Source organism: Sphingobium xenophagum (genome assembly GCF_031457465.1).
Lineage (GTDB): Bacteria > Pseudomonadota > Alphaproteobacteria > Sphingomonadales > Sphingomonadaceae > Sphingobium > Sphingobium xenophagum_A.
Map to the genome: position 1 here is coordinate 56,095 of NZ_JAVDWV010000018.1, position 18,369 is coordinate 74,463.

Annotated in this window: 15 protein-coding genes; 7 read left to right on the forward strand and 8 right to left on the reverse strand. The window is 63.6% G+C overall.

The genetic code is table 11. The features are described from left to right. Positions 1 to 55: 55 nt before the first annotated feature. Positions 56 to 1,858 carry an acyl-CoA dehydrogenase C-terminal domain-containing protein gene (locus J2W40_RS17315; protein WP_310227140.1) on the reverse strand — a complete coding sequence of 601 codons (1,803 nt, stop codon included), beginning with the start codon at positions 1,856 to 1,858 and terminating at the stop codon, positions 56 to 58. Between the two features lie 40 nt (positions 1,859 to 1,898). Beyond that, a complete protein-coding gene (locus J2W40_RS17320) occupies positions 1,899 to 2,306 on the reverse strand; it encodes a MerR family transcriptional regulator (RefSeq protein ID WP_310227142.1) in 408 nt (135 codons plus the stop codon). A gap of 109 nt (positions 2,307 to 2,415) precedes the next feature. Between J2W40_RS17320 and J2W40_RS17325 the strand changes: the two genes are divergently transcribed. From J2W40_RS17325 to J2W40_RS17350, 6 genes are all read left to right on the forward strand, one after another. After that, entirely contained in the window at positions 2,416 to 2,823 is a 408-nt protein-coding gene (locus tag J2W40_RS17325; protein ID WP_310227166.1) for a DUF2946 family protein, read from the forward strand. Between the two features lie 200 nt (positions 2,824 to 3,023). Next, positions 3,024 to 5,054: a TonB-dependent receptor family protein gene (locus J2W40_RS17330; RefSeq protein ID WP_310227144.1), complete on the forward strand. Its 2,031-nt coding sequence runs from the start codon at positions 3,024 to 3,026 to the stop codon at positions 5,052 to 5,054. A 21-nt stretch (positions 5,055 to 5,075) separates the two neighbouring features. Further along, positions 5,076 to 6,347, forward strand: a complete 1,272-nt coding sequence (locus tag J2W40_RS17335; protein ID WP_310227168.1) for a PepSY-associated TM helix domain-containing protein — start codon at positions 5,076 to 5,078, stop codon at positions 6,345 to 6,347. A 41-nt stretch (positions 6,348 to 6,388) separates the two neighbouring features. Beyond that, the gene (locus J2W40_RS17340) at positions 6,389 to 8,011 is read left to right on the forward strand and encodes an NAD(P)/FAD-dependent oxidoreductase (RefSeq protein WP_310227169.1); all 1,623 of its coding nucleotides are present in this window, start codon (positions 6,389 to 6,391) and stop codon (positions 8,009 to 8,011) included. A gap of 102 nt (positions 8,012 to 8,113) precedes the next feature. Next, a complete protein-coding gene (locus J2W40_RS17345) occupies positions 8,114 to 9,145 on the forward strand; it encodes a D-alanine--D-alanine ligase family protein (protein ID WP_310227146.1) in 1,032 nt (343 codons plus the stop codon). After that, positions 9,145 to 9,954: an NTP transferase domain-containing protein gene (locus tag J2W40_RS17350; protein WP_310227148.1), complete on the forward strand. Its 810-nt coding sequence runs from the start codon at positions 9,145 to 9,147 to the stop codon at positions 9,952 to 9,954. Before J2W40_RS17345 ends, J2W40_RS17350 begins: the two co-directional genes overlap by 1 nt. A 23-nt stretch (positions 9,955 to 9,977) precedes the next feature. Here the strand turns inward: J2W40_RS17350 and J2W40_RS17355 are convergent, their stop codons facing one another. The 3 genes from J2W40_RS17355 to cysD form a co-directional block, all read right to left on the reverse strand. Beyond that, positions 9,978 to 10,727 (reverse strand): 3'(2'),5'-bisphosphate nucleotidase CysQ, encoded by a 750-nt coding sequence (locus tag J2W40_RS17355; protein ID WP_310227171.1) that lies wholly within the window; start codon positions 10,725 to 10,727, stop codon positions 9,978 to 9,980. 5 nt (positions 10,728 to 10,732) lie between these two features. Further along, positions 10,733 to 12,646: a sulfate adenylyltransferase subunit CysN gene (gene cysN, locus J2W40_RS17360; protein WP_310227150.1), complete on the reverse strand. Its 1,914-nt coding sequence runs from the start codon at positions 12,644 to 12,646 to the stop codon at positions 10,733 to 10,735. 105 nt (positions 12,647 to 12,751) lie between these two features. After that, the gene (gene cysD, locus J2W40_RS17365; protein ID WP_310227152.1) at positions 12,752 to 13,663 is read right to left on the reverse strand and encodes a sulfate adenylyltransferase subunit CysD; all 912 of its coding nucleotides are present in this window, start codon (positions 13,661 to 13,663) and stop codon (positions 12,752 to 12,754) included. Positions 13,664 to 13,749: 86 nt separating this feature from the next. Here cysD and J2W40_RS17370 point away from each other — a divergent pair, with 86 nt between their 5' ends. Beyond that, positions 13,750 to 14,838, forward strand: coding sequence for a helix-turn-helix transcriptional regulator (locus tag J2W40_RS17370; RefSeq protein ID WP_310227154.1), 1,089 nt, complete (start codon positions 13,750 to 13,752; stop codon positions 14,836 to 14,838). On the opposite strand, the gene J2W40_RS17375 is transcribed toward J2W40_RS17370, so the two are convergent. From J2W40_RS17375 to J2W40_RS17385, 3 genes are all read right to left on the reverse strand, one after another. Beyond that, a complete protein-coding gene (locus J2W40_RS17375; protein WP_310227156.1) occupies positions 14,835 to 15,626 on the reverse strand; it encodes a sulfite exporter TauE/SafE family protein in 792 nt (263 codons plus the stop codon). The two genes, J2W40_RS17370 and J2W40_RS17375, sit on opposite strands and share 4 nt — an antisense overlap. A 305-nt stretch (positions 15,627 to 15,931) precedes the next feature. After that, complete coding sequence (locus J2W40_RS17380; RefSeq protein WP_310227158.1) at positions 15,932 to 16,798, reverse strand: class I mannose-6-phosphate isomerase; 867 nt, start codon at positions 16,796 to 16,798, stop codon at positions 15,932 to 15,934. Then, positions 16,782 to 17,903, reverse strand: a complete 1,122-nt coding sequence (locus J2W40_RS17385) for a polysaccharide biosynthesis/export family protein (RefSeq protein ID WP_310227160.1) — start codon at positions 17,901 to 17,903, stop codon at positions 16,782 to 16,784. The genes J2W40_RS17380 and J2W40_RS17385 overlap by 17 nt, the downstream gene beginning before the upstream one ends. Positions 17,904 to 18,369: the final 466 nt, after the last annotated feature.

An 18,369-nucleotide genomic window follows, 5' to 3' on the forward strand; every position in this document is an offset into this window, starting at 1 on the left:
TGACAAAAAAAGGGGCTCCGTGACATGTCACGGAGCCCCTTTTTCGTGTCCCGCGTCAGGCCGCCAGGAACATGTCCGGGTCGAGCGCCATCAGCGCGTCGGCGCCGCCTTCGATCTTGCGGCGCAGCGATCCCGCGTCGGGCATGATCCTCTCGGCAAAGAAGCGTGCCGTGACCAGCTTGGCTTCCAGGAACTTGGCATCGCCTTCGCCTGCCGCCAGCAACGTCGCTGCCGCCTTGCTCATCCGCAACCACATCAGGCCGGTCGCGACGATGCCCAGGATGTGCATATAATGATGCGCGCCAGCCCCGGCATTGTCCGGGTTCTTCATGGCGTTCTGCATCAGCCACATGGTCGCCGCGCCCAGTTGCGCGCTCGCCTTTTCCAGCGACTCGGCAAAGGGTGCGAGCTTCTCATTGCCCTTGGCTTCGGCCACTTCGTCGGCCACGACTTTGAGGAAAGCCTGCAACGCGCGGCCGCCATTCATCGCCAGCTTGCGGCCGACCAGATCCATCGCCTGCACGCCATTGGTGCCTTCGTAAATCTGGGCGATGCGCGCGTCACGGACATACTGTTCGACGCCATTTTCCCAGATATAGCCATGGCCGCCAAACACCTGCTGGCAGGCGACGGCAATGTCGAAGCCGCGGTCGGTGCCATAGCCCTTGATCACCGGGGTCAGCAGCGACAGCATGTCGTCGGCCGCCTGCCGCTCTTCGGGCGTTGCGGCATGATGCGACAGGTCGGCCTGGAGCGCGCCCCACAGGATGAGCGCGCGCAACCCTTCGGTCATCGCCTTGGCTTCCATCAACATGCGGCGCACGTCGGGATGGACGAACAGCGTATCGGCCTTCTCCTCCGGCTCCTTGGGGCCAGTGAGCGCGCGGCCCTGCCGCCGGTCGCGGGCATAATGGACGGCATTCTGGAAGGCGATCTCCGCCTGGCCCAGCCCCTGCAGGCCAACGCCCAGCCGCGCCGCGTTCATCATGATGAACATGGCGGCGAGGCCCTTATTCTCCTCGCCCACCATCCATCCGGTCGCGCCGTCATAATTCATGACGCAGGTCGCGTTACCGTGAATGCCCATCTTATGTTCGATCGACCCGCACGACACGGCGTTGCGATCGCCAAGCGATCCGTCGTCATGCACCATCATCTTGGGCACGACGAACAGCGAAATGCCCTTGCTGCCTTCGGGCGCATCCGGCGTCTTGGCGAGGACCAGGTGGATGATATTGTCCGACAGGTCATGTTCGCCCGCCGAAATGAAGATCTTGGTGCCGGTGATCGCATAGCTGCCATCGGCATTGGGGACCGCCTTGGTCTTGATGAGGCCCAGATCCGTGCCGCAATGCGGTTCGGTCAGGTTCATCGTGCCGGTCCATTCGCCTGATACCATCTTGGGGATGTAGCGCTGCTGCAACTCGTCGCTGCCCTTGGCGATCAGCGCGGCGACCGCACCGGCGGTCAGACCATGATACATTTCGAACGACTGGTTGGCCGACAGGACATATTCGTCCACCGCCGTCGCCAAGACACTGGGCAGGCCCTGGCCGCCAAATTCGACCGGGCCGTGGATGGTGGTCCAGCCGCCCGCGACGAACTGGTCGAACGCCGCCTTGAAGCCGGTCGGCGTGGTCACGCTGCCATCGGGGTGGCGGGTGCAGCCTTCCTTGTCGCCCACGGCGTTGAGCGGAAATAGGACTTCGGCCGCCATCTTGCCGCCTTCGGTCAGGATGGCGTCAACAAGGTCAGGGGTCGCATTCTCAAAGCCGGGCAGATTGGCGTAGCGCTCCAGCCCGACCACATGGTCCAGCACGAAACGGGTGTCGCGAACGGGGGCGGTATAACTGGGCATGATCTTCTCCTGCGAATTTTTTATGAGAGGCGGTTAGTATTCAGTGGGCAATGGTGGCGACGAAGGCATCCAGTTCGGCGATGGCGGCGTCGATATCCTCCTTCTGCCGGTTGAGCAGGTCGATCCGCGCCTTGCACTTGGCGACTGTCACGCGGCGCTGTTCCTCATGGGCTTCGTCGGCGTCATAGAGGTCGATCATCTCGCGGATTTCTGTGAGGCTGAACCCCACCCGCTTGCCGCGCAATATCCAGGCCAGCCGCGCCCGGTCGCGCCGCGAATAGATGCGCGACAGACCCTGCCGCTCCGGCGAGATCAGCCCTTCATCCTCATAGAAGCGCAGCGCGCGCGCCGTGACGCCGAACTCTTCCGACAGATCGGTGATGCTGTAGCTCTGCCGGTCGCTATGGTCAGGCAATTCGATGCCCGCGATGCTGCTGCGATTGTCCATGGGGTTAGAGATAATGGCACTTTACGTTTACGTCAAGGTGAGTGGTGAGGCTGGGACAATTTGTGTCGGTGACAGGTCGCCGATCATCGGTTAAGCGCGCAACGTGACCATGGGGGCAATCAGACGATCGGAGGGTGCGCGCGGCCTGCTGGCGGCGTTGGCGCTGCTCGTCCTCGCCATCCAGATGATCGTGCCGCCCGGCTTCATGCCTGTGCGCACGGCGCAAGGAGTCGTCGTGACGCTGTGTACCGGACAGGGTGCGGTCAATGTCGTGGTCGACCGCGACCAGGCACCGGGGCAGGGCGACCGCCAACCCGATGACGGCATGGGCAGCCAGCAGCATTGCCCCTTCGCCGCATCGGTTCAGCCGATCGTTCCGCCGCTGATCCTCGCCGATGTAGCTTTGCCGGCCTGGACGCTGGCCTTCGGCCCGATCGCGTTCGCGCTCAAGACCGGCCTGATCGCCCGCCTCGCCGCGCCACCCCCGCCGTCCTCCGGGCCGCCGACAGTCCTTTGACATCCTCCCCCTGTGGGGGAGGTGGCACGCCGAAGGCGTGACGGAGGGGTGTCGCCGCTATCGATAGGGTGACACCCCTCCGTCTGGCCTGCGGCCAGCCACCTCCCCTGCGAGGGGAGGATCATAGCTGTCCAGCCCCCATCCAGCCGATCAAACAGAAGGCGGCTGGATTAAAATAACATTATCAATAGGTTAATTCCATGCGCCATCATTCCGGCCTGCGCAGCATATCGCTGTGCGCCCTTGCCTTGTCGTCCGTCCCTGCCTTCGCCGAAGAGGCGGACCAGAGCCGCATCATCGTCACCGCCAGCCCCATGATCGAAGCCGCCACTGCCCGCGTCCAGCGCACGCCAGGCGGCGTCGATGTCGTCCCGGTTGACGCCTTCGAGGACAAGGTCGCCGTCTCGCTGCGCGATGCGCTGACCCTTTCGCCGGGCGTCTATACCCAACCCCGTTTCGGGCAGGAGGTCCGCATCTCGATCCGCGGATCGGGCCTGTCGCGCGGCTTCCACATGCGCGGACTGACCCTGTTGCAGGACGGGATTCCGCTCAACTTGGCCGATGATAATGGCGATTTTCAGGAACTCGACCCGCAGGTCTTCCAGCATATCGAAGTCTATCGCGGCGGCAATGCGCTGCGCCTGGGCGGGTCGACGCTGGGCGGCGCGATCAATGCCGTGACGCCGACCGGTCGCAGCGCGCCCGGCGTAGACCTGCGCGTCGATGGCGGCAGTTTCGACACGATCCGCACAAAGGCCGCCTATGGCTATGCCGACGAACGGGGCGACGCCTGGGCCGCGATCACCACCGATCGCTCCGATGGCGACCGCGACCATGGTAAGCGGACATCCTATCGCTTCAACGGCAATGTCGGCGTGAAGATCAGCGACACCGTCGAAACCCGCTTCTACGCCAGCGCCCAGAATATCCGTCAGAAGCTGTCCGGGTCGCTGTCCGAAAAGTCGGCGCTGACCGATCCGACCAGGGGCAATTTCGTCGGCGATCAGGCGCGCGACATTGATTCTATCCGCTTGCAAAACCGCACCACCATCGCCCTTGGCAACGGCGCGCTCGCCTTCGGCCTCTTCTTCAACGCCAAGGATCTCTACCACCCGATCTTTCAGGTGATCGACCAGAAATCGGAAGATCGCGGCGCTTTCGCCAGTCTCGATCTGGCGGGCGATCTGGGCGGCATGCCGGTGGAAGTGACGCTGGGCAGCCAGGCCCGCTTCGGCAAAGTGACCGCGCGCCAGTTCGTCAACATTGCTGGGGATCGCGGCGCGCCGACCGCCCTGGTCCAGCAGCGCGCGCAGACGATCAACAGCTATGGCGAAGCGCGCATTGCCCCGATGCCCGGCCTGTGGCTGATCGGCGGCGGCCTCTACACCCATGGCGAGCGCAAGATCGACAATCGCTTCGCCCCGGCGCGCAGCGGCGACGCCAGTTTCGACGCCTTCGCACCCAAGATCGGCCTGCTTTACGAGCCAAGCGAGACGATGCAATTCTATGCCAATTACAGCCGCTCGGTCGAACTGCCGGGCTTTAGTGAACTCAGCCAAACGCCTGCAGGCGGTGCGCCCGGTTTCACGCCCGTCCGCGCGCAAAAGGCGTGGACGGCGGAAATCGGCACGCGCGGCCGCATCGGCATCGCGGCCTGGGACATCAGCCTCTATCGCGCTGACATCAAGGGCGAGATGCTGCAATATAGCGTGATCGCAGGCGTCATCCCCGCTGCCACCTTCAACGCCGACAAGACCCGGCATCAGGGGATCGAGGCGGGCCTGCAACTGGCCTTCACCCCCTGGGCAACGCTGCGGCAGGTCTATCAATTTAGCGATTTCCACTTCCGCAACGATGCCGTCTATGGCGACAATCGCCTGCCGGTGGTGCCGCGTCATTTCTATCGCGCCGAATTGCGGCTGGGCACCGACAGCATCAGCGTGTCGCCCTCGGTCGAATGGCTGCCGCAGGGGGCGTGGGTCGATTATGTCAACAGCAAGCGGGTCGGCAGCTATGCGCTGCTCAACCTCGGTGCGCAGGCGCAACTGCGCGACGGCGTGACCCTGTTCCTCGACGCCCGCAACCTGACGCAGAAGCGCGCCATCGGCGACATCAGCGCGCTGGTCCGCTACGCCGCCGATAATCCTGCAACCGCGGCGGATGAAGGCAGCGTCGCTTTCTATCCGCTCGAACGCCGCGCCATCTATGGCGGCGTGCGCGCACGCTTCTGAAGCCCAGGGGAGGACAGGATGATGACAGACGGTGCCTTCTATCGGGCGATGATGCGCTGGCATTTTTATGCCGGGATCATCGTCCTGCCCATCCTCGCGCTGATGGCGGTCACGGGCGCGCTCTATCTCTACAAGCCGGAGGTGGAGGCGCGGCTCTATCCGGTCGAGATCGCCGCCAGGCCGGGCGTGCCGATGCTAGCCCCCGCCCGCCTGATCGCTGCGGTCGAACAGGCCAGCGGCGACCAGGCGACCCAGATCACGCATCCCGCAAACGCTACGCAAAGCTGGCGGGTGACGACCAAGGGTGCCGATGGCGCGGCCACCGTCCATTTCGTCGATCCGCATGACGGTCGCCTGCTGGGGGTCATGCAGGGCGGCGGCCTCATGAAGACGATCAAGGATCTGCACAGCCTGGCGCTGACCGGCGCGGTCGGTAACCGGCTGGTCGAGGTGGTGGCGGGATGGGCCATCCTCCTGTGCATCACAGGCCTCTATCTGCGCTGGCCCCGGCGCGGCCAGCCCGCCATCGCCATAAGGGGCGGGGTGAAGGGACGGCTCTTCTGGCGTGATCTGCATGGGACACTGGGCTTCCTGTCGGCGGGGGTGATCCTGTTTCTGGCGATCACCGGCATGCCTTGGACCGATGTGTGGGGCGGGGGCTTGCGCGCGGTGGTCGCGGCGAACGACTGGGGTCGTCCGAAAATGGCGGTCATTCCCTGGACAGCCCCGGCCAAGGATGCACTCCCCTGGACCCTGCGTGAAGGCGGCGCGGCACCGGGCGCGGCGGGCGACATCGGCGTCGATGCCGTCGCGAAAATCGCGGCCCGGCGCGGACTGGTGGGCGGCTATCAGCTCATCCTGCCTGCGTCCCCCGGCGCGCCTTATCTGGTGGTCACCCTCGTCACGCGCGCCGACGACGCGCGCGCCATCACCATCGACGCTGCCAGCGGCGCGTTGGTGCAGGATATGGACTGGCGCATGTTCGGCCCCGGCGCAAAGGCGGTCGAATGGGGCATCGCCACCCATCAGGGTCAGCAATATGGCGAGGTCAACCGGCTGTTGATGCTGGCGGGGTGCCTGTGCCTGCTCGCTTTGTGCCTGACCGCGCCTGTCCTGTGGTGGAAGCGGCGCAAACAGGGCCGCCTGACCGCGCCGCCGCGCGCGACAGGGCGCGCTGAGCGCGTCGTCGCCGCCACGATGCTGCTGCTGGGGGCGCTCTTCCCGCTGACCGGCCTCAGCATGATCGTGGCACTGGCGGGCGAATGGCTGTTCGGGAAAATGCGCCCCACCTGACGCCGCTTCCGTTTGGGGCACAGAGCGACTATGGGCAGCGGATGATCCGCCTTTCCGGCCTGAAACTGCCCCTCGACCATCCTGCCGAGGCGATGCCGCCTGCGATATGCGCGCGCCTTGGCCTGCAACCCGAAGAACTGCGCGGCCATAGCCTCGTGCGGCGCGGCAATGATGCGCGGCGGCGCAGCGCGATCCAACTCGTCTATACGCTCGACGTCGATGTCGCCGACGAAGCGGCCGTGCTGGCGCGTTTCGCCCATGACCATGATGTGCGGCCGACGCCCGACACCAGCTATGATTTCGTGACCCATGCGCCTGATGGCTGGCAAGGCAAGCGCCCGATCGTGATCGGGGCGGGGCCATGCGGCCTGTTCGCCGGTTTGCTGCTGGCGCAGATGGGGTTCCGCCCGATCATCGTCGATCTGGGCAAGGTGGTGCGGGAGCGGACCAAGGACACCTGGGGCCTGTGGCGGCGCGGCGAGTTGAACCCCGACAGCAATGTCCAGTTCGGTGAAGGCGGGGCGGGCACCTTTTCCGACGGCAAACTCTATTGCCGGGTGAAAGACCCGCGCTTCCTCGGCCGCAAGGTGCTGGCGGAGTTCGTTGCGGCGGGCGCGCCGGACGATATCTTGTGGGAAGCACACCCCCATATCGGCACCTTCCGCCTGGTCACCATGGTCGAATCCATGCGCCGTCAGATCGAGGCGCTGGGCGGGGAATATCGCTGGCAGACCCGCGTTGATGATCTGGTGCTGGAGCGGCGCAGCGACGGCTCGCAGCAATTGCGCGGCATCGTCATTCAGGACGGCAGCGTGATCGAAAGCGATCATGTCGTGCTGGCCGTCGGGCACAGCGCGCGGCCGACCTTCACCATGCTCCATGGCCGGGGCGTGCATATCGAACCCAAACCCTTTTCCATCGGCGTGCGGATCGAACATCCGCAAAGCTGGGTCGACAAGGCGCGCTATGGCCAATGCGCGGGCCACCCGGATCTGGGGCCAGCGGCCTACAGCCTGTCGCATCACTGCGCCAATGGCCGCACCGTGTACAGCTTCTGCATGTGTCCGGGCGGCCGCGTCGTCGCCGCCACGTCGGAGGAAGGGCGCGTCGTCACCAATGGCATGAGCCAATATAGCCGCGCCGAATTCAACGCCAATTCCGGGCTGGTTGTCGGCATCGACCCGGCGCGCGACTATCCCGACGGGCCACTCGCGGGGATCGACTTCCAGCGTCATTGGGAATCGCAGGCTTATGTGGCGGGAGGCTCCACCTATTGGGCACCGGGGCAGACGGTCGGCGATTTCCTGGCGGGGCGTCCGTCCACATCGCTCGGATCAGTCACGCCGTCCTACAAACCGGGCGTCACCCCGACCGACCTGTCGCAATGCCTGCCCGATTTCGTGGTGGAGGCGTTTCGCGAAGCGCTACCCATATTCGGGCGGCAACTCGCCCAATATGACCATCCCGACGCGGTGATGACCGGGGTGGAAACCCGCACATCCTCGCCCATCCGCATTACCCGCGACAAGGATTTCCAGAGCCTCTCCGTCGCCGGCCTCTATCCGGCGGGCGAAGGCGCGGGTTATGCAGGCGGCATCCTGTCCGCCGCGATCGACGGGATCAAGGTGGCCGAAGCGGTGGCGAAGGCGATCGTCACCGCCTGACATGGCGCCGTCATCGCCTCGTCATATCGACGCCATCTAAACGTAGTTGCTTCGTCATGCCGTGGTCGCCGCCCTGTCATGGCATGCGGCTACGGTGCTGCCATGCCGACCCATATCGACCGCTGCATCCGCATTTCCCCGGCCGACAAGGCACGGCTGCGGCTGCTCTTCCTCGCCAAACATGCCCGCGCATCCGGCCAGCCCGATGCGGTCGATGGCAATCACGCCCTCTATCATCATGAGATGCGATCGACGCTGGGGGCGATCGGCTTCAACGTCAGCGCCGCCGACAGTTATGAAGCGCTGTTCGACCGGCCCGATGCCGATTTCGTGGTCACCCTTCTCAATCGCGGCGGCTTCCAGAATAGCGAGATGCTCGCGCCCCTGCTGCTGAGCTGGCGCGCCATGCCGCATATGGGCGCCAGTCCCATCCTGCGCGGCGTGTCCGACGACAAATATCTCTCCAAGCTGATCGCGCAGGCGCATGGCGTGCCGACGATGGCGGCGCAGATATTCCGGCGCGGCGGCTTGCCCGCGCAGCCCGGATTCGCGGCCGAAAGGCTGGTGGTCAAGCCCAACGCCTCCTCCGCCTCCTGGGGGCTGGCGATGGTCGATAGCTGGGATGAAGCTTTGGCGCATGTCGATCATCTTCAGGCCTTGGGCCATGACGCGCTGGTCGAAGCCTGGGCGCCCTTGCTCGACATCGCCGTGCCGGTTGTGGGCGGCAGCGGCGGCGAGCCGTGGCTTTTACCGCCGATGATGTATGTCCCCGCTGACCCCCATCGCGCCCGCAGCCATGAAGAAAAGCGCGGCCTGATCGACGCGGGCGATGATCCGTTGGTGCTGGTCGAGGATCGCGATGTGCTCGTCCGGCTCGACGACCTGACCCGCCGCCTGCTGCCCGAATTATGGCCGTTCGACTATGGCCGGTTCGAGTTCCGTTATGATCCGGCGACCGGCGCGGTGCAGTTCATGGAAGTGAACCTGTCCTGCAACCTCTGGTCGAAAAAGACGATCTCGCGCTCCGCCGCGTCGATCGGCGTCGATCATCAGACGCTGGTGGAAACCATCATTGGCCACAGCCTGGAACGGCAGGGGCTGCTCACCGAAGCGCCGATGCGGGTCGCGGCCTGATGGGTGGTCGCACGACCGCGCTGGTGCTGGCGGGCAAGCGGGATGGCGCGACCGATCCGCTCGCGCTGGAAGCGGGCGTCACCCATAAATGTCTGGTGCCCGTGGTGGATCAGCCGATGCTGGTCCATGTCATTGATGCGCTGGCGGCGAGCGAGCGGATCGGCGAGATCCGTGTGGCGATTGAGGAGCCGGAGGTGCTGGCGAGCCTGCCCCAACTGCGCGGCCTGCTCGCAAGCGGGCGGCTGGTGGCGATCGGCGCGCGGCCCAATCTGGTGGATTCGGTGCTGGCGGCGGCGGACGGCGCGCGCTTTCCGCTGCTCATCACCACCGCCGACAATGTGCTGCTGACCCCGCCCGCCATAGCCGAGATGCTGGATGGCTGTGTCGCCGAGGGTGCTGATGCGGCCGTCGCCTTCGCCCGGCGCGCATCGGTGCTGGCCGCGCACCCGGAGGGGCAGCGCAAATTCTACGCCTTTGCCGATGACAGCTATTCCAACTGCAACAGCTATTGGCTGAAGGACACAGCCGCGCTGGCCGCCGCCGAAACATTCCGGTCCGGCGGCCAGTTCGTCAAGCATCCGCTGCGCATCATCGGCGCGTTCGGCTTGCTCAATCTCCTGCGTTTTCGCTTCGGTATCGGCACGCTGGCGGCGACCTTCGCCCGCTTTTCACGCCGCTTTAGCATGACCATCGCCCCTGTGATCCTGTCAGATGGATCGGTCGCGATCGACGTCGATAACGCCCGCACGCGCACCGTGGCGAGTGAGATATTGAGCCGCGGTGCAACCATCGCGCAGGCGGCTGAATAGGGCCTGTTCCTGAGACCAGGCCGCTATGCGGCGTCCTGCGCCAATGCCGCGATATGCCCCAGCACCATCTCCGCATGCTCCTGCCGACAGATCAGCAGATCAGGTAGATAAACGTCGCGCTGGTTATACACCAGCGGACTACCGTCGATGCGGCTGGCATGCAGGCCATGGGCCAGTGCGACGGCGGCAGGGGCCATGCTGTCCCATTCATATTGGCCGCCCGAATGGAGATAGATGTCGGCCTGGCCCAGGATGATCGCCATCGCCTTCGCCCCGGCCGATCCCATCGGCACCAGTTCCGCGTCCAATTTCTGCGCGATCGCCACCGCCTCGGCGGCTGGCCGCGTGCGCGACACCACCATGCGCAGCTTTTCGGGCGCAGGCGGGACGGTGCGCGGTTCATCTGTCCGCAGCACGACGCCGCCCTCGAACCCCGGCAAGGCCACCGCGCCGATCACCGGCGCGCCGTCGATCGCCAAGCCTACATGCACGGCCCAGTCGGCCCGCGCCTCGCCATATTCGCGCGTGCCATCGACCGGATCGACGATCCAGACACGCGACTGGGCGAGCCGGTCCTCATTATCCTTCTCTTCTTCCGACAACAGCGCATCCTCGCCCCGGACTTCGCGCAGCGCGTGGCACAGAAACTGGTTGGCGGTCTGGTCGCCCGCCTTGCCCAGCGCCTTGGCACTGAACACCCCGGATTCCCGCACCTCGATCAATATGCGCCCGGCCACCTCTGCCAGATGGGCGGCCAGCGCCGCGTCGCTCATCCTGTTCATGGGATCAGCCGCGCAACGATGACGTCGGCCGCCTCATCGGGGGTCATGGTCAGCGTGTCGATATGGATTTCGGGGTCCACCGGCGCTTCATAGGGGCTGTCGATCCCGGTGAAATTCTTGAGATCCCCGGCCCGCGCCTTCTTGTAGAGGCCCTTGACGTCGCGCCGCTCGGCTTCGGCCAGCGATGTGTCGATATGGACCTCGAAAAACTCGCCCGGCTGCATCATCTGCCGCACCATGTCGCGTTCCGAGCGGAAGGGCGAGATGAACGCGGTGATGACGATCAGCCCCGCGTCGGTCATCAGCTTGGCGACTTCGCCCACGCGGCGGATATTTTCCACCCGGTCGGCGTCGGTAAAGCCCAGATCCTTGTTCAGGCCATGCCGCACATTGTCGCCGTCCAGCAGATATGTATGCCGGTTCATCCGCGCCAGCCGCTTTTCGACCAGATTGGCGATGGTCGACTTGCCCGCCCCCGAAAGCCCGGTGAACCACAGTACGGCGGGCTTCTGGTTCTTGAGGTTGGCATGGAAATCGCGCGATACATCGGTCGATTGCCAATGGACATTCTGTGCCCGGCGCAGCGAGAAGTGCAGCATGCCCGCCGCGACGGTGGCATTGCTGATCTTGTCGATCAGGATGAAGCCGCCCAGCGTCCTATTCTGCTCATAGGGTTCGAACACGATCTGCTTGTCGGTCGACAGGTTGGCGACACCGATGGCATTCAATTCCAGCGTCTTGGCCGCCAGATGTTCCATCGTGTTGACGTTGACCTGATATTTGGGCTGCTGGACGGTCGCGGTGACCATCTGCGTGCCGATCTTGAGCCAGTAGGACCGGCCGGGCAGCATTTCCTCGTCCGCCATCCACACGATGGTCGCTTCGAACTGGTCGGCGGCCTGGGGCGGATTGTCGGCCAGCGCGATCACGTCGCCGCGCGAACAGTCGATCTCGTCGGCAAAGCAGAGCGTGACCGACTGACCCGCCACGGCTTCGTCCAGATCGCCGTCCAGCGTGACAATGCGGCTGATCGTGGACGTCTTGCCCGACGGCAGCACGCGGATCGCGTCGCCCGGCTTGACCGTGCCCGTCGCGATCAGGCCGGAAAAGCCACGGAAATCGAGATTGGGCCGATTGACCCACTGCACCGGCATACGGAACGGCATTTCCGCGTCGGTCGCGCTGTTGACCTCGACCGTCTCCAGATGTTCGATCAGGGCCGGGCCGGTATACCAGGGCGTGTTTTCCGATGGGCCGGTGATATTGTCGCCCTTGAACCCGGAAATCGGCATCGGCGTGAACGCCGTGATGCCGATCGACTTGGCGAACTCGGTATAGTCAGCGACGATCGTGTCGAACACGCTCTGGTCATAGCCGACCAGGTCCATCTTGTTCACGGCCAGCACGATGTTGCGGATGCCGATCAGGTGGGCGAGATAGCTGTGGCGGCGCGTCTGCGTCAAAATGCCCTTGCGCGCGTCGATCAGGATGACGGCGAGGTCGGCGGTGGACGCACCCGTCACCATGTTGCGGGTATATTGTTCATGGCCGGGCGTATCGGCGACGATGAACTTGCGCTTTTCGGTGGCGAAGAAGCGATAGGCCACGTCGATCGTGATACCCTGTTCACGCTCGGCGGCGAGGCCATCGACGAGGAGGGCGAAGTCGATCTCCTGCCCCTGCGTGCCCATCTTCTTGCTGTCAGCGGTCAGCGCTTCGAGCTGATCCTCGAAGATCATCTTGCTGTCGTACAGCAGGCGGCCGATCAGCGTCGACTTGCCGTCATCCACCGACCCGCAGGTGATGAAGCGCAGCATCGTCTTATGCTCATGCACTTTGAGATAGGCGTCGATATCCTCGGCAATGAGGGCGTCGGTCTTGTAGATGGGGTCTGTGGAAACGTCAGTCATGTCGGTTTCTTTCACCGTTCGCCCTGAGCTTGTCGAAGGGCTATACTTCTTGAAGAAAAGGACTGGGCTTCGACAAGCTCAGCCCGAACGGAAGAGGAGGCTTCGTTAGAAGTAGCCTTCCTGCTTCTTCTTCTCCATGCCGGCACCGCCCGCATCCTTGTCGATTGCGCGACCCTGGCGTTCGGACGTGGTGGTCAGCAGCATTTCCTGGATCACCTCCGGCAAGGTCGCCGCCGCGCTCTCCACCGCGCCGGTCAGCGGATAGCAGCCCAGCGTGCGGAAGCGGATCGAGCGGTCGACCGGCACTTCACCGGGTTCGAGCGGAAAGCGATCGTCATCGACCATCAGCAACATGCCGTCGCGCTCCACCGTCGGGCGCTTGGCCGCAAAATAGAGCGGCACGATCGGCACATCGTTCAGGTGGATATATTGCCAGATGTCCAACTCGGTCCAATTGCTGATCGGGAAGATGCGGATGCTCTCCCCCTTATTCTTGCGCGCATTGTAGAGGTTCCACAATTCGGGCCGCTGGTTTTTCGGATCCCAACCATGGCTGGCGGTGCGGAAGGAGAAGATGCGCTCCTTGGCGCGGCTCTTTTCCTCGTCGCGCCGTGCGCCACCAAAGGCTGCGTCGAAACCATAGAGGTTGAGTGCCTGCTTCAACCCTTCGGTCTTCCACATGTCTGTGTGCAGCGCGCCATGGTCGAACGGATTAATTCCGCGATCCATGGCTTCCTGGTTGCGATAGACCAGCAGCTCCATGCCGCTTTCCTGCGCCATCCGGTCGCGCAGCTTGTACATTTCCTGAAATTTCCAAGTCGTGTCGACATGCAGCAACGGGAAGGGCGGGGGCGAGGGGTAGAAGGCCTTGCGCGCCAGATGCAGCATCACGGCGCTATCCTTGCCAACGGAATAGAGCATCACCGGCTTCTCCGCCTCTGACACCACTTCCCGCAGGATGTGGATGCTCTCGGCTTCGAGCCGTTCCAAATGGGTCAGGGTTTTTACGTCCACCATGCAATCCTCGCAATCTTTGTGCGCCATCCTATGGCAGGACGCACGAAATGATGGACCTCCCAAATGGGAGGATGTAGCAATGGCCCATGCGATTGGACGATACAGGCCTGCTGACGGCCCTGCATGAAGGGATGTTCCAGCAACCCTTGTGGCAGGATTTCTTGGAACGGCTGCGCCAGCGTACTGGGGCGGTCTATACCACATTGGTCTTCCGCCCCATCGACGAAGACGCGATCGTCGAATTGCACGCCGGGCCGCCGCCGCCCGCGCATATCCACAATCTGTTCGTAGAAAAATATCGGCGCGATCCCTTTCCCTACCGACATATGCGCGAGGGGCGAGTCTATGCGCTGGCCGAACTGGTCGAGCCGGATAATGTCGTTCATCAATCCTTCCTGGCCGACCTGATGGTGCCGCAGGGGATGAGCGACATGCGATCGGTCCGCGTGACCGAGCCGAGCGGCGTCGATGCCTGGCTCAGTTGCGCAGGCGGCCGGTCGATCGGCCCAGCGGTCGGCGCGTTGTTGACCGCGCTGGCGCCGCATCTGCGCATCGCTTTGCGGGCTTTCGTCGCGCTGGAGCGTGAGAAATTGCGATCGACCCTGACATCCGAAGCCTTTGGGCGGCTGAATTTCGGCTGGCTGACGCTGGACGCGCGCTGCCGCATCGTCGACATGACCGCCCATGTCGAGCAACTGTTCCAGCGCACCAGCCTGTTGCGGCGCGGCCGCTACGACCGCCTCACGCCCCAATCCCCTATGCTTGATCGCGAACTGACCGCGCTCATCAAGCAATTCGCCGCCGATCCCGACGCCCGGCCCAAGGCGCTGAACCTCAGCCGTGACCCCTGGATGGACATGCTCGTCGCGCCAATGCGCGGCGGATCGGTCGCGACCGGATCGACCCCGGTCGCCATCGCTTATCTCAGTGGCGATCGCTGGTCCCAGGCCGACCGCCGTGATCAACTGGTGGACTTGTTTGGTTTATTGCCCAGCGAAGCGCGGTTCGCCTGGGTCATCGCCCAAGGCATCCCGATCAGCGAGGCGGCGCAGGCGCTGGGGCTGAGCGTCGAGACCGCGCGCAACTATTCCAAACGCATCTACGCCAAGACGGGCGCGCGGGGGCAGGCGGAACTGGTGCGGATCATCCTGACCAGCGTGTTGGCCATCGCCTAAGCGATCAGACGCCAGCCCGCGATGATCAACACGATCGCCAGCAGCGGCTGTAACACCTTTTCAGGCACTTTGGACGCCAGCATCGACCCGATGATGATGCCGGGGATCGACCCGATCAGCAGGTTGAGCAGCAGCATCCCGTTGAAATTGCCGATCCACAAATGGCCGATGCCCGCGACCAGCGTCAGCGGCACGGCATGCACGATATCGGTCGCGATCAGCTTTTGCAGCCGCATCCGCAACGGATAGAGCAGCAACAACAGCGTCGCGCCCAGCGCACCGGCTCCCACCGAGGTCAGCGTGACCATCACGCCCAGCGCTGCCCCCGCCACCACGGTCAGCCCCGCCTGATAGCGCAGGAAACGGCCGGCGGTATCGGTCCGGGCATGGACCGCCCAATGATGAAATCGCCCGCGGAACAGGGTAGCAATGGCGGTGAGGATCAACACCACGCCCAGGGCGGTCATGATGAAGCCGCTTTTTACCTGATGCGTATCGACCTGCGACAACAGCAATAATACGATGACTGCGGCGGGCAGGCTGCCGATGCACAGGCGGCGGATAACTTCATAGTCGGGGCCGCCTTCCGCCCCGCCATGGCGGTGGTGGACGACCCCGCCCACCGCCTTGGTAATGGCGGCAAACCACAGATCGGTGCCAACGGCGGTTACTGGCGCGACGCCGAACAGCAGGATCAAGATCGGTGCCATCAGCGACCCGCCACCCACGCCGGTCATGCCTACCATGACGCCGACGAACAGTCCGGCGACCGCGTGCAACCAATCCATTCCATTCCCCCGCCATGGCCATCGCGATATTTTCGCACGCCATCGTCGGAGCCATATCGGCAGGTGAAGGCCGCGAATAGCCTTTTTTGTGGAAGGACGAGCGCGCGGCCGCACGCGCCTGGGCATCATGCGCCAAGCAGCCGCGCGCAGCTATCCCGTGGATCGCAGAGAGTTGACCATGCAGGGTGCAGCATCAAATAGTCCATTGGACTTATCAACACCCTGATAGCAAAGCTGTTTTAAGACGGGCATGGCTTCGATCACATCTTGAAGATGATGGTCGACCAGGATGTGCGCCACCGATATTATGGGGTGGTAGCCAACAGCGCGGAACAGGGCGTGTCGATTTGCAAGCGACAATTCTGGTCGATCAGCCAGCAATCGCCCTTGGCCCAAGGCGCACCATTGATCATTCCGCTCCCGTCAAGTGGCGTGAACCAGATGCGGCGCGCGTTTGGAAGCTGGACATGCTCGCCGCTTTGCCAATGGCGCAATTCCAGATGGAACGGCGCATTCGACGGCGATATGCACCCGGCATCCTGACCTGAAGGCGCATGAACGACGGGCCTGTCATAAGGGGCAAGATGGCTGACAGCCAGCCCTTGGTCCAGATGCAGTTCACGCGGCCGACCATAGTCATACAGACGATAGGTCACGTCGACATTCTGCTGAACCTCCGCGAGCATGATTCCGGCACCAATGGCGTGAACGGTCCCTGCTGGAATGAAATAGCAGTCGCCTGGCCTCACGGGCTGCCAATTGATCAACTGTTCGATCGAGCCGTCCAGCGCCGCCGCCCGAAATTGCTCCGGGCTGACCGCGCGGTTCAGGCCGATGCCTAAGCGTGCACCGGGTTCGCAATCCAGAATATACCAGATTTCTTCCTTGCCGCCCGGCAATCCTTCGGCGATGGCGGCCGCATCGCCAGGATGCACCTGGATCGACAATCTCTCACTGGTGAAGATATGCTTGACCAGCAAGGGCAGGTCGCTCTCCTCGCCCTCATACCATATCTCCCCGATCGGGTCCGGTCCGATATGGCCGAAGACCGAAGGCAGATTGATGCGTCCCCACGGCTTTGCCACATGGCGCGGCTGCAATTTGCGCGCGACGCCGACAGACGCCACCTTGTCCTGCAACACCGCTGCTATCCGCTTATCGGGTAATGGCATTGTCGATGGCAACGATCGGCAGTGCGGTTGACGCAATCAAGCCGATCACCCGCTGGAACTCGGCCACAGGATTGGTCGATACATAAAGAACGTCGCGGTCATGAATGGTAAAATTCTGCATGGCGAAATAGGTCGCCGGATCTCTCATATCCACGCGATAAATAACCGGGATGCGTCCGTCCGAACGCGGGGAAACCGACGCACTGCGATTGACGACCGCAGCCGGTTCTTCCCAGCGGAATACGAACACGCCCTTGGGGTCGGCCCGGCCCTCTGCAAGGCCTCCGACACGTCCCATGGCCTGTGCGAGCGACAGCCCCGTTGCTTCAAACGGCACTTCCTGGTTCTGGCCAGCGGCACCCAGCATGGTGAAGCTGTAGGGGCGGAATAGCGCCGTCACGACGTCCCCGGTCTTCAAAACGACATTCTGTCGCGGATCGTTGATCACGGCCGCAAAGGGCATGGAATAGACCTGCCCGCCGCGACTGACCTGGATCGTCATCTTGTCGGATTGCTGTTTGGTGCCACCAGCGGCGGCAATCGCGTCAAGAATGGTTTCTCCCTTCGGCGTCAGCGGCATCCGCGTGCTGTTGGCGACCTCGCCCACTACAGACACGTTGGCGCTGAGATTGCGGATCAGCCGAACCGCGACCTGCGGCAAATGCGCTTTGCCGCGCAGGCGCGCAATAATATCTTGCTCGATCTGGGGAAGGGTGCGCCCAGCCGCCTGAACCAGCCCGGCAAAGGGGACGGATATGCGGCCCGATGGGCCAACCAGAAACTCAGGCAGGGTCGTGGCGCCGCTGGTCTGGACGGACATGCCGGAGCTTGCGCTGGCACCGAATAATACGGCTGGCGGTGCTTCCCAGATAGTGACATTGAGCACATCGCCCGAACCCACCGTTTCGCCGACCGCATCGGAATAGCCCAAGCCGGTTGCAAAATCAGGCGTCGTCGCGCGCGGCATCTCGACCAGCGAGCGCTCGTCGAGATTGACAATCTGAATGCCCTGAATCGCGCTGTCCTGCGCCTTGCCCGCATTGACGACGCGGCCTGTTCCCGGTCCGATCGAGGTGCAGGCCGTTGTCGCGAGCAAAGCGGCCACAAGGCAGAGGCGTGGAATACGAGCGCCATAATGAAGGTGCGACAAGCAGTTCATGAAATCTCCAAATGCCCTTCGGCTCGACCCGACACTCTTGGCACAGACCGTCGAGTTGTCGTCAATTCTAATAATGGCCCGCAGTCGGGCGGACGTTACATATCGCCCGATCGCGGCTATGTCACCTCATCCTAACGACGTCCGATGCTGTCTGTCGCACACTGCACTTGCTGCTCATGGCCGCCCGATCGTGTCAGGCGGCCAACAACGCCCACCAATTCCGCCATGTTACATGAACGGCTGATTGATGCGGTGGCTGATATCAGGATTTTGTCATGTCGGCGGGGCGAAACGTTCAACTCGCCGCGCCGACCCTGGCCAGCGTGAACCCCGCCTCTGTGACTTCGGCGAGGGGGTAGATGTTGCGCAGATCGACGAGCGCATTGCCGTTCATCGCACTGGCAAGGCGCTT